The 11,739-nt window shown below is 40.9% G+C and carries 12 protein-coding genes; 7 read left to right on the top strand and 5 right to left on the bottom strand.

Annotated features, from left to right (window positions below):
* Positions 1 to 20 precede the first annotated feature (20 nt).
* The 3 genes from pyrF to OK025_RS18590 are packed head-to-tail and all read right to left on the bottom strand — an operon-like array spanning position 21 to position 2,232.
* Positions 21 to 857: an orotidine-5'-phosphate decarboxylase gene (pyrF, locus tag OK025_RS18600; protein ID WP_153844715.1), complete on the bottom strand. Its 837-nt coding sequence runs from the start codon at positions 855 to 857 to the stop codon at positions 21 to 23.
* 23 nt (positions 858 to 880) lie between these two features.
* Positions 881 to 1,474, bottom strand: a complete 594-nt coding sequence (locus OK025_RS18595) for a TlpA disulfide reductase family protein (protein WP_317666042.1) — start codon at positions 1,472 to 1,474, stop codon at positions 881 to 883.
* Between the two features lie 14 nt (positions 1,475 to 1,488).
* Complete coding sequence (locus tag OK025_RS18590) at positions 1,489 to 2,232, bottom strand: RluA family pseudouridine synthase (RefSeq protein WP_075992877.1); 744 nt, start codon at positions 2,230 to 2,232, stop codon at positions 1,489 to 1,491.
* Positions 2,233 to 2,315: 83 nt separating this feature from the next.
* On the opposite strand from OK025_RS18590, the gene panB reads away from it, so the two are divergent.
* The 6 genes from panB to OK025_RS18565 all read left to right on the top strand — a co-directional run bounded on the left by panB (position 2,316) and on the right by OK025_RS18565 (position 9,624).
* Positions 2,316 to 3,131 carry a 3-methyl-2-oxobutanoate hydroxymethyltransferase gene (panB, locus tag OK025_RS18585; RefSeq protein WP_120334082.1) on the top strand — a complete coding sequence of 272 codons (816 nt, stop codon included), beginning with the start codon at positions 2,316 to 2,318 and terminating at the stop codon, positions 3,129 to 3,131.
* A 9-nt stretch (positions 3,132 to 3,140) separates the two neighbouring features.
* Entirely contained in the window at positions 3,141 to 3,743 is a 603-nt protein-coding gene (locus tag OK025_RS18580; protein ID WP_317666039.1) for a hypothetical protein, read from the top strand.
* A gap of 83 nt (positions 3,744 to 3,826) precedes the next feature.
* Positions 3,827 to 3,979, top strand: a complete 153-nt coding sequence (locus OK025_RS26810) for a 30S ribosomal protein THX (protein WP_333574879.1) — start codon at positions 3,827 to 3,829, stop codon at positions 3,977 to 3,979.
* A 184-nt stretch (positions 3,980 to 4,163) separates the two neighbouring features.
* Positions 4,164 to 5,225, top strand: a complete 1,062-nt coding sequence (locus tag OK025_RS18575) for an efflux RND transporter periplasmic adaptor subunit (RefSeq protein ID WP_317666037.1) — start codon at positions 4,164 to 4,166, stop codon at positions 5,223 to 5,225.
* A 6-nt stretch (positions 5,226 to 5,231) separates the two neighbouring features.
* Positions 5,232 to 8,315, top strand: a complete 3,084-nt coding sequence (locus OK025_RS18570) for an efflux RND transporter permease subunit (RefSeq protein ID WP_317666036.1) — start codon at positions 5,232 to 5,234, stop codon at positions 8,313 to 8,315.
* Between the two features lie 7 nt (positions 8,316 to 8,322).
* Positions 8,323 to 9,624 carry a TolC family protein gene (locus tag OK025_RS18565; RefSeq protein ID WP_317666034.1) on the top strand — a complete coding sequence of 434 codons (1,302 nt, stop codon included), beginning with the start codon at positions 8,323 to 8,325 and terminating at the stop codon, positions 9,622 to 9,624.
* A 119-nt stretch (positions 9,625 to 9,743) separates the two neighbouring features.
* Here OK025_RS18565 and OK025_RS18560 read toward each other — a convergent pair whose 3' ends face one another.
* A complete protein-coding gene (locus OK025_RS18560; protein ID WP_317666033.1) occupies positions 9,744 to 10,010 on the bottom strand; it encodes a hypothetical protein in 267 nt (88 codons plus the stop codon).
* A 322-nt stretch (positions 10,011 to 10,332) separates the two neighbouring features.
* Between OK025_RS18560 and OK025_RS18555 the strand changes: the two genes are divergently transcribed.
* Positions 10,333 to 11,058 carry an acyl-[acyl-carrier-protein] thioesterase gene (locus tag OK025_RS18555; RefSeq protein WP_317666032.1) on the top strand — a complete coding sequence of 242 codons (726 nt, stop codon included), beginning with the start codon at positions 10,333 to 10,335 and terminating at the stop codon, positions 11,056 to 11,058.
* A 45-nt stretch (positions 11,059 to 11,103) separates the two neighbouring features.
* Here the strand turns inward: OK025_RS18555 and OK025_RS18550 are convergent, their stop codons facing one another.
* A complete protein-coding gene (locus OK025_RS18550; RefSeq protein ID WP_317666030.1) occupies positions 11,104 to 11,733 on the bottom strand; it encodes a gluconate 2-dehydrogenase subunit 3 family protein in 630 nt (209 codons plus the stop codon).
* Between the last annotated feature and the right edge of the window lie 6 nt (positions 11,734 to 11,739).

Raw genomic sequence — 11,739 nt, 5'->3', positions numbered from 1 at the left:
ATGAATTATTAAATGTCAAATCAGGAAATAATGCCTGCTTTTAACAGTTCTACTTCCATTTCTTTCTGTAGAATTAGGGCTTCCTCCCGTGCTCTTTCAGCGAAATCACGTCCTTTTGAAGCATAGATAATTCCCCTTGTGCTATTTACTAAAAGTCCGCAATCTTTGTTCATACCAAATTTACAGACATCTTCAAGAGAACCTCCTTGCGCCCCCACTCCTGGAACCAATAAAAAATGATCGGGTGCATGTTCCCTAATTTTGATAAACCCCTCTCCGCGTGTTGCTCCGACCACATACATCAAATTGTCAGGTGTACCCCAGGTATTGACTTTATCGATCACCTGTTCGAACAATTGCAAGCCTTCTTTGTTTTCAAAATTTTGAAAGTCCAAGCTACCCTCATTCGATGTCAAAGCAAGTACGATTGCCCATTTATCGTTAAAATCCAAAAATGGAGTCACCGAGTCCTTCCCCATGTAAGGTGCAATTGTAATACTATCAAAGCCTAGACCAGACGTCTTTTCATCAAAAAATGCCATCGCATAACGTCCCGACGTATTGCCAATATCCCCCCTTTTTGCGTCAGCAATACTAAAACAATCCTTTGGTAACGCAGCCCAGGTTTTTTGAAGCGATTGCCAGCCTTTAATTCCATAACATTCATAAAATGCAATATTGGGCTTATAGGCAACACATAAATCAGCTGTTGCATCTATGATAGCCTTATTGAAGCTATAGATCGGATCCTCATCATCTAAAAGATGTTCCGGGATTTTGGTGAGGTCTGTGTCTAATCCGACACATAAAAATGAACGTTTCGCTTTTATTTGATGAATAAGTTCTGCTCTTGTCATGCTATATTTAGAGATCTTAAAAATTATTTATTGATTAAATCTTGAATAAATTTACCTACATCAGGGCTTGAATAATTCGCCATACCTTCATGCCGTGTCGCTACCTTACCCGCTTTGTCCAATATCACCGTTGAAGGAATGAGTCCCGAGAGCCACTCTTTCGGAATATCGCTATTTGGGAAACTAACTGGCAAGGTCAGCTGCTGTTCCTTCATAAAAGCCTCGGCCTTTGCTTTGCTGCCTTCTATCTCCACAATCAAAAACACTATATTTGGATTATCTTTATAGCGATCATAGAGTACATTGATCGAAGGCATTTCTGCGCGACAAGGTGCGCACCACGTTGCCCAAAAATTAATAAAAACCACTTTTCCCTTCAGATCTGCCACCTTGACTGTTTCGCCCAGCGAATTGACAAAGGAGACATGATTGAATGCACCCTCTGGAGCCATCCAATCAGATTCTTTAGAAGCTGAATTAAGCTCTAGAATAGGTTTGAAAAAACCCATTTTCATTAAAAATTGCTGAAAATAACTTCTACTTGTTGGCCAGATCAATAAACCGATGAGCAGTACAAATACAACGTTTCCGATTATCTTTTTTGTCTTCGGACTCATAGGTAATCCCGCTATTAAGAATCAAACTTATCCAACAGCTTCAACAAGGTCGCAAAATCCTTTGGATAAGGTGCCTCAAAAGCCATCTTAACTCCGTTCAACTCAAATTCAACATGTTTTGAATGCAGTGCAAAACGCTTCATAATGGGTTGTTCCTCTTCATCTTTGGATAATGTATATCCTCTTTTTTTAATTTGGGACAAATACACAGGTTTACCGCGATACATGTCATCCCCCACAATAGCGGCATGTTGTGTCGCTAGGTGAATGCGGATTTGGTGCATACGTCCTGTAATGGGTTTACATTCCACTAAAGTATAATTCTTGTAGTATTTGATCGAATTGAAGATGGTCTCTGCCGGTTTGCCGTTTGCACGATCAATAGATACATTTTTATTGCCTTGGTTCAAGATAGGCAAATCGACAAGCAAATCCTGAAAAGTATGTGTACCACCTATGATTGCATGATAAATCTTATTGACTTTTCTTTTTTCAAATGCAATGGAAATTGTACGGTATGTTTCTGGATTTTTTGCAATTAATAAAATACCCGAGGTCTCTTTATCCAGGCGGTGGCACACCTGTGCATCAGGATGATATTTCTTCGCCAAGCGAAGAATATTGACCTCCCCACCCTCACGTTCATCTAAAGAAGCGACAAACGGCGGTTTATTGATAACAATCAAATTTTCATCCTCATGGATGATTAATTCTGAAAATTTGGGGAATTTAAATAGACGAGTCTCATTTTGTATCATTCTGCAAAAATACAAAACACAAGGCAGAATATTGGTCAATGTATGATAAAAAGCTTACTTTTGAACACACAATATAAGTTAAGATGTCTGTAAACAAAGAAATGAAACGAGTAAGCACAGCAATGCTGCAAGCCATGAAAGAACGTCAGGAAAAGATTTCTATGCTTACAAGCTATGATTACTCCATGGCCAAAATGGTAGATCAAGCTGGTGTTGACGTTATTTTGATTGGAGATTCCGCAGCCAACGTATTTGCTGGCTACGAAACTACCTTGCCTATCACCCTAGATAATATGATCTACCATGCCGCTGCCGTTGCTAGGGGTACCGAGCGTGCCATGGTATTAGCAGATTTGCCATTTGGATCTTATCAAGGGTCGGCTAATGAGGCTTACAATGCAGCTGTACGCATGATGAAAGAATCGGGTGCGCACGCATTGAAACTGGAAGGTGGCCTTGAAATCATCGAAAACATCAAAAAAATCATCGCCGGAGGCATTCCTGTATGTGGACACCTGGGCTTGACTCCCCAATCCATCAATAAATTTGGAAATTTTGGTGTGCGGGCAAAAGAAGAACAGGAAGCCGCTAAATTAATAGAAGATGCACTCGCGCTGCAGGAGGCGGGCTGTTTTGCAATTGTTCTGGAAAAGATACCAGCAAAATTAGCTAAAACAGTAACCGAAAAATTGGTGATTCCAACTGTTGGTATTGGGGCCGGGCCGGATTGCGATGGACAAGTCCTTGTGATTAACGATATGCTTGGTATGAATGCCGATTTCAAACCAAAATTTATGCGTCACTTCGCTAACCTGCACGAACAAATAACCACGGCAGTAGCTAACTATGTGGCCGAAGTAAAAGCAGTACAATATCCGAACGAAGACGAACAATACTAGAAGAAAAATATGCGGTTTTTGATCATTGGGCTTATTGTTCTTATTGCTTATCTGATGATACGCAAAAAATTCAGTCTATTTGGGTTTACCGAGGATATGTCCAGAAATTTAAAATCAGGTTTTCAGTTGATTGAAGCTTCAACGCCAGTCATCCAGACAAATCTAAAGAAGAGCGTTTCCAATGCCGTAATGGGTATTATCCTTATTTTGATCACCGTATTGTTGTTCATGAAAATAAAAATTGTCTTGTTCCTGCTTCCGATTGCTTTTTTCCTGCTGGGCTATCTCTTTCTGTTCAACAACCACTTTAGTAAGCTCAAAAGCCAACAAATATGGTACAATGCAAAAACCAATGCGGTTTTTATTGAGCAGCTTAAAGGAGAAAATTATACTTTTAACATTTTTATGGACATAGAAGCCGTTCAGAAAATCGAATCAATTCAAACGACCAAAGGTTTACTATACGGCTACTACCGTATCAAGTTAAAGAACAAAATATTGGAAATCCCCTATTTAGTCGCTGAAAACAAGCCCGTCAACAATTTATTTTTCGACACGATTGACCAAAACTTCAACGTAACTATTCAAAAGCGTATTTTTCCAATCATTTAGTAATGAAGAGGTTGGACATCCCAAAAGAAAGTGTTATATTTAGGTATTCAATATAATTTGTTAAAACCAAAATATTTTACGCTATGGGAAAAGGTGACATCAAGACCAGAAGAGGAAAAATATCAAATGGCTCTTTTGGAAAAAGAAGACCACATCTATCGAAATCAGACATTAAGCCAAAAGTAAAAAATGAGGCTTCAACAGAAGTGGCACAAAAAACAAAATCAAAAAAATAGTTAACAATAAAGCTGGAAAATTATTTCTGGCTTTTTTTATTTCCAATCGTTCCAATTACCCCCATTTCGATGTCCATTTGCAGCTTTTGTCGTATTGTAAAATCCTTTTGACAACTGATATTGGCATAATATTAAACCTATATTTACCCGTTAAATGTAAAAAGTACATAAGAGACTATACCGTATGAATAAAAAATCGATCATTTACCTTCTTTTGGCTTGTGCTGTGTTTGGAGGTGGATACTTTCTGATAACTGCTAAAAAAGACAAAAATGAAGCTGATAAGCCCAATGGGAAGAAAGATATGCCAGTCCCCGCACAGGCTATCATTGCCAAATCTTCCGTCGCCGACCGATCCATTAATCTCTCGGGAAGCATTGACGCGGAAGAGCAGGTTGAAATCAGAAGTGAAGTAAGTGGTCGAATCACCAAAATCTATTTCTCCGAAGGGCAGCGCATCAAACAGGGCGAACCCTTGATCAAGATTGATGATATTGAACTTCAGGCACAATTAAGACAAGCACAAACAACAAACCAGCTGAATGCCGAAAATGAACGTCGGGCCAAACTGCTGCTGCAAAAAGGAGCAATCAGTCAGGAGGAGTTTGATATAGCCAGTGCAGCTTTAAAAACCTCCTTAGCACAGATCCAGTTGATTCAGGCACAAATATCCAAAACAACCATCCGCGCCCCTTTTAGTGGCATGATTGGACTTCGAAATATTTCTGTAGGTGCCATTGTCTCATCCAGTACCCTGATTACAAATTTAGTGAAGGACAATCTTGTCAAAATTACTTTTGCAGTTCCTGAAAAATACAGCAATATTGTTAAAATAAACATGCCCATTGAGTTCAGCGTTGCCAACGACCCAACCGTCATCAAAGCAAATATTTACGCCGTTGAACCGCAAGTATCACTTAACACCAGAACACTCAACGTCCGCGCGAGAGCAACGAACGATCAGGGCAAATTGAAAGTCGGATCCTTTGTCAATGTGATTGTGCCGATCGAAGTGGAAAACGATGCGATATCCATTCCAACAGAAGCCATTGTTCCCGTACAGGATGGAAAAAAGGTATTTGTATTACAGCATGGCCTTGCCAAGGAAGTGAAGGTTGAAACTGGTGCGCGTACCGACAAAGACATCGTCATTCTCTCTGGCATCAGTGCCGGTGACACCGTTTTAACCACGGGCGTTCTGTCTTTAAAAGATGGAGTAAAAGTTAAGGTATCATTAGCTAACTAGTTGTACATGAATTTATCTGCAGTTTTTATTAAACGCCCTGTTTTAACTATTGTCGTCAATATTACCATCATATTATTTGGCTATATTGGTTTTAGTTTTCTGGGTGTACGCGAATACCCCTCTATTGACCCAGCGATTGTTTCCGTCAGAACAAATTATGCCGGCGCCAATCCAGATATCATTGAATCTCAGATTACCGAGCCGCTAGAAAAGGCCATAAACTCGATCGATGGTATCCGCAACATCTCTTCTTCGAGCAATCAGGGATCCAGTAATATCACCATTGAGTTTGATTTAAAAAAGAACCTTGAGGAAGCCGCAAATGATGTCCGGGATAAAGTATCCCAAGCCGTGCGAAGCCTGCCACAGGATATTGATGCCCCGCCGGTGGTATCCAAAGCCGATGCGGACTCCGATCCCATTATTACATTAACACTGCAAAGTGAGACGCGCGATAAACTTTCGCTGAGCGACTACGCCGAAAATGTGATTTCCGAAAGGTTGCAAACCATCCCCGGTGTCAGCAGCACACAGATCTATGGTCAAAAACGCTATGCCATGCGTCTGTGGCTCAACCCCGACCGTATGGCCGCCTATGGTATCACCGCTTCGGATATTCGTACGGCATTGAATAATCAAAACGTTGAATTGCCTTCTGGAAAGATTGTCGGCAACACCACTGAGCTTACCGTAAAAACAGTAGGAAATCTTTCCACACCCGAGCAATTCAATGATATCATTCTAAAAGCCGACAGCAGCCGCATCGTTAAATTCATCGACATTGGCCGGGCAGAAATAGATGCTGAAAATCTCGAAACAAAAATGGTCAGTAATGGTAAACAGCTGGTCGGTATTGCCATTATTCCTCAACCGGGAACAAATTACCTCGATATTGCCAACAATTTCTATAAAATGCTCGATCAGATCAAAGAAGATTTGCCCCAGGATATTATACTCAACATCGCTTCTGATAATACGACATTCATTAAAAAATCTGTTGAGGAAGTTGCCGAGACGCTCCTGATTTCGATCATTCTGGTCACCTTGATTATCTATTTTTTCTTCCGCGACTGGGGCATAGCCCTACGACCTCTTCTGGATATTCCCGTGTCTTTGATCGCGACATTCTTTATTATGTATATTTTTGGATTTTCCATCAATGTACTGACGCTACTCGCTATTGTACTCGCGACGGGGCTTGTCGTCGACGACGGTATTGTTGTTACCGAAAATATCTTCAAGAAAGTTGAAGAGGGAATGTCCCCTATTGAGGCTGCTCTAAAAGGATCTAAAGAAATATTCTTTGCCGTTATCTCCATTTCAATTACACTTGCAGCCGTATTCTTACCCGTTATATTTCTTCAGGGATTCGTTGGACGGCTATTCCGGGAGTTTGGTGTCGTCATCGCTTCGGCTGTATTGGTTTCCGCATTTGTTTCCCTTACCCTCACACCGATGCTCAATGCCTATCTAATCAAAGGCGGTGGACATAAGAAGACGAAATTTTACGATTGGACAGAACCCATGTTCGTCAAAATGAATAAAGGTTATGCCAATGCGCTAGAAAAATTCATGAAATTCAAATGGATAAGCTTTCCAATTCTGATCTTGTGTTTTGTGATTATTGGCATCCTTTTCTCCTCCATTAAAAAAGAAACGGCGCCCTATGACGACAGAAGCAGCATTTCTGTCAATGTGACGGGCCCTGAAGGTGCCACTTATGAATACATGGACCGATACATGCAGGAATTGGACAAATTGGTCTACGATTCCATTCCTGAGAACAAAATCAGTTTAAACATTACTTCTCCGGGTTTCGGCGCAAGCTCAGTCAACTCCGGACGTATACGGATGACACTGGTAGATCCCAGTGAACGTAAAAAGTCTCAGGATGATATTGCAAAAGAACTGACCAAATGGACAAAAAAATACGATGGTGTCCGCGTCAATGTTTCGCAAACGCCAACGATATCCATGAATCGCAGAGGTGGATTACCTGTTCAGTACATTATCCAGGCACAAAATTTTGAAAAACTTCAGGAAAAGATACCCGAATTTATGAATGAGGTCAATAGCGATCCGGCATTCTCCACAACGGACATCAACTTGAAGTTCAACAAACCCGAACTGCATGTTGAAATTGATCGTCTGAAAGCCCTCAGTCTGGGCGTTTCCGTACTTGACGTTTCGCAGTCCCTCCAATTATTACTAAGCGGCCAGCGTTTCGCTTATTTTATGCGTGATGGAAAACAATATCAGGTCATAGGCCAGGTTGAAAACGACCGTAGAGCCACACCTACAGACCTTGCGTCAATTTACGTGCGTAATAACCTCGGACAGCTTATCCAGTTAGACAACGTTGTAAGCGTTAAGGAAGAAAGCAGCCCTCCTCAACTCTACCACAATAACCGTTACATGTCGGCTACAGTTTCAGCCGGTTTGGCGCCAGGCATGAGTATGAGTGACGGAATCGCAGCAATGGATCGCATAAAAGAAAAGGTACTCGATCAGAGTTTCACCACCGACCTCAGCGGCGAATCACGTGACTTCGTTGAAAGTAGTTCCAATACACTATTTGCCTTTGGCCTTGCTTTGTTGCTTATCTACCTGATCTTAGCAGCTCAATTTGAAAGCTTCCTCGACCCATTTATCATCATCCTTACAGTACCCATGGCCGTTGCCGGAGCACTGATAAGTCTATGGTTATTTGATCAAACCTGGAATATTTTCAGCCAAATTGGAACCATTATGCTTATCGGTCTCGTGACCAAAAACGGTATCTTGATTGTTGAGTTTGCCAACCAGATGCGCGAAGAGGGAATGGAAAAATTTGAGGCCATTATGCACTCTGCCGAATCGCGCCTTAGACCGATCTTAATGACAAGTCTAGCCATTGCCTTGGGTGCATTACCGATTGCCATGTCACTTGGAGCTGCTTCAACGAGTAGAATTGGTATGGGGGTTGTAATCGTTGGTGGTACAATATTCTCCCTTATCCTAACCTTGTTCATTATCCCGGCAATCTATTACATGTGGTCAAGACAAAAAAAGCATAGACCTGAATTTGATAACATTAAAAGCTACGAATAATAAAGACATGAAGAGAAATTTCATCCTACTAATATTCCTTTACTCCATCATGTTTCAAGCTCGTGCACAAGAGATACTGACCTTGGAAGATGCGCTAAAAACAACGTTGAGCAATAACTTCAATATTCTTTTGGCTAAAAATGACAACAATATTGATATAGAAAATACCAGCCTAGGAAGCGCTGGTATGCTTCCGGCAGTAACAGGATCGTTCAACAGAAGCAACTCCATCCAGAACTCAAGACAGGTTAGGGCAGATGGTCAAGTACAGCAGATTTCCAATGCAAAAAACGATAACATGTCTTATGGAGTCAACCTAAACTGGACGATATTCGATGGATTGGGCATGTTCGCCCGTCGCGATCGCTTCAAAGAAATACAACGTCAAGGGGAAGCGGAGATTAAATATCAAGTGATTACCCAGCTCAGCGAAGTCATGGCAACCTACTACAATCTGGTGCAGCAAAAGCGTCTGTTAAATGCCCTGGATACAACCATCACCTTATCGAGATACCGTGTCACGCTTGCCGAAAATCGCCTGGAGATCGGAAAAGGCTCCAAGCTTGACCTTCTGAATGCAAAAGTCGATTTGAATACCGATCAGACAAACCTGCTCAGACAGCAGGAAAGCTTCAAAAATACCAAGACTTACCTCAATCAGCTGATGACGCGCGACTTGAGCCTGGATTTTCAAATTGAAGACGAAATGAAACTTGATACGGATCTTAAACTTGGTAATCTGATCGAAATTGCCGATCGACAAAATCCGCAGATTCAGCTTGCCATCATCAACAATCGGGTGGCCGAGCTCAACTTAAAAGCAGTTAAGGCCGAACGTTATCCCAAAATTGGCTTAAATAGTGGGTACAACTGGAATGAATCCCACTCCTCCCTCGGTTTCTCGACAGAAAACAAAAATAGAGGTCTTACCTACGGCGTATCGGCTTCCCTTAATATTTTCAATGGATTTCTGCAAAATAGAAACGAACGGATTGCCAAATTTCAGATTAAAGGCTCAGAGCTACAGATACAGCAACAAAAACAAGATATCCAGGCTCAGGTCAGAACCCTATTCCAAACCTACATCACCAATATGGAGCTGGCGAATGTAGAACGGAAAAATGAGGAACTGGCAAAAGAAAATTTAAACATCACGATGGATAAATTCCGTATCGGTACCATCACAACCTTAGAAGTAAGAACAGCGCAGTTAAACTACATCAATGTAATCACACGTAGCTATACAGCACAATATGATGCGAAGGTATCTGAGATACGCTTAAAAGAGTTAACAGGCGAAACGTATTAGAAATTTCTTTTTGCAAGAGGTCCTCTTAGAAAGGAACACGGTCTGATGCGCTTCTTAACAGCATCTATCATTAAAAGCGAAAGGCTCCTTAACTAAATGAGGAGCCTTTCTTTGGCTATTTAATAGTCAATCGCTATAATAGATTTTAGTGGGATTAAAACGCCACTTTTAATCTGAATATATCTATCGGTTAACGACCATACAGTGGTCTCGATACGCTTTGGTCCGGAATCTGTTTGAAAGGCAATTTCAGTCTTGGATTTAAACTCATTTCCCAACCGAAGTGCCCCTTTCAATTTATCCATAAAAGTCATCGTCTTATCTTCACTCGCCGGGATAAATTTAAATTGAGGAATTTCCTCTTTAGCTATTAGTTCTCCAACCATAATACTAGCATTTAATGTGTAAATAATTGTTTTGCGCTATACTACTCATAACGCTTTAAAGCCAATCTTATTTTATCTCTTTCTGCCATTGGCTTATTTAAATCTACCGATTCCCATGATAATAATCAATTAAATTATTGAAAACTATCATTTATTTTACAATAAAAAAACGATTGTACTTTAGACACACTGTCATGCCTGGAAGGCCGCCAGCAAGTCCGACAGGCATTTATAACGAGATATCTAAATATAGTGTCATTTCATTTTGAATTTATAGCCCAAATCATTCATATTGCCTAATTTTGTTCAAAATTATATGTAAATGGAAAAATCTGTTTTTGAAAAAGAGTGGGAAATTTATTTCACGCAATGCTATTCAAACGGCCGCATTCGTTTCTCCGATTTATCCAATATCCTGCAGCTTACCGCGGGAGAACATGCCAATGCCGTCGGATTCGGTTTTAAAGAAATGGCCAAACATAACCAAACCTGGGTACTTAGCCGCATCCGCATAGAGATTGCACGGTTGCCCAAATGGATGGACCATGTCAAGGTAAAAACTTGGGTTCAGGAATTAGCGGGCGCACGCTCAACACGGAATTTCGAAATTACAGTGAATGGACAGATCTATGTTACTGCAACCAGTTATTGGGCTGTCATCAACACCGTGAAAAGGAGCTCTGAAGCGCTCGCAATTTCGACCGAAGATTTTACCACCTATCCTGATCGCCCGGCAACACAACAGCCATTTTCAAAATTGGATATTTCCCAGACCGTCAAAAATATTGATGAATATAGCGTCAGGCTTTCCGACCTGGATATTGTCAATCACGCCAACAATGTAAAATACCTGGACTGGTGTATGGACAGATTGCCCATTGAGCTTGTATTGACCAATCAGATCAGATCCTTAGAGATGAATTATCTGCGTGAGTTACGCTATAATGATACCGTTGAAATTAACGGTGATGCAACATATCAAGGTTACTTTATGACGGTTACTAAACAGCAACGAATCCACTTTGCTTTGGCAATAGAAACAAAATAAAAGGGAGGCTTTGGGCCTCCCTTTTATTTTGTATAGAACATCATGTTATGCAAATGCCTTATCACCTTTTTTGTAAGGAAGGTTACCATCAAATCTTCCTGGGATCTTCACAAATCGCAAAGCTTTGGTACAACCCAGCTCTGAGTTAAAGAAACCAGTCAATGTCAACTGTTTGAACATCGTGAACCAATGTGGTGGATCGTTCTCAACATAATTGTACAATTGATTTTGTTTCTCCTTGTTCTTCTCGATGATATCTTTCTGATCTTCAGCTTGCTTTTTATTAAACTCATTTGCTTCTTTATCCAAAGCAGCGGCAACAGCTGTTCTGTCTTCAGCAGAAAGCTCCAGGAATGGTTTTCCTTTTACCTCTTTTGCTTTATCATCCAAGCTCCCCAGACCAGTTAAAAATGCTTTTTGTTGCTTCTCCGTATAACAATCGCGAACCATGACCGGAATAAAACTTCCTACCCCTGCTTCTTTCGCACCCGGAGTTGCGGTAGCTGGTAAAATTGCTTCAGCCAAGTCACCTAATAAATCGGTTGTCTTCGCTTCAAACAAGGCTTGTACATCTTTTGTTGCTGAGCGTGTACAACCTTCCAAAAATAAATTAGCGCCGATAACGGTACCCCCTAAAATTAAGGCAACTCGTTGTAATGCTTCTCTTCTATTCATACTACT

Origin of the sequence: Sphingobacterium sp. UGAL515B_05 (genome assembly GCF_033097525.1) — a bacterium.
Lineage (GTDB): Bacteria > Bacteroidota > Bacteroidia > Sphingobacteriales > Sphingobacteriaceae > Sphingobacterium.
The sequence above is the reverse complement of the archived record's forward strand: the minus strand, read 5'-3'. Positions and strand labels throughout refer to the sequence as shown.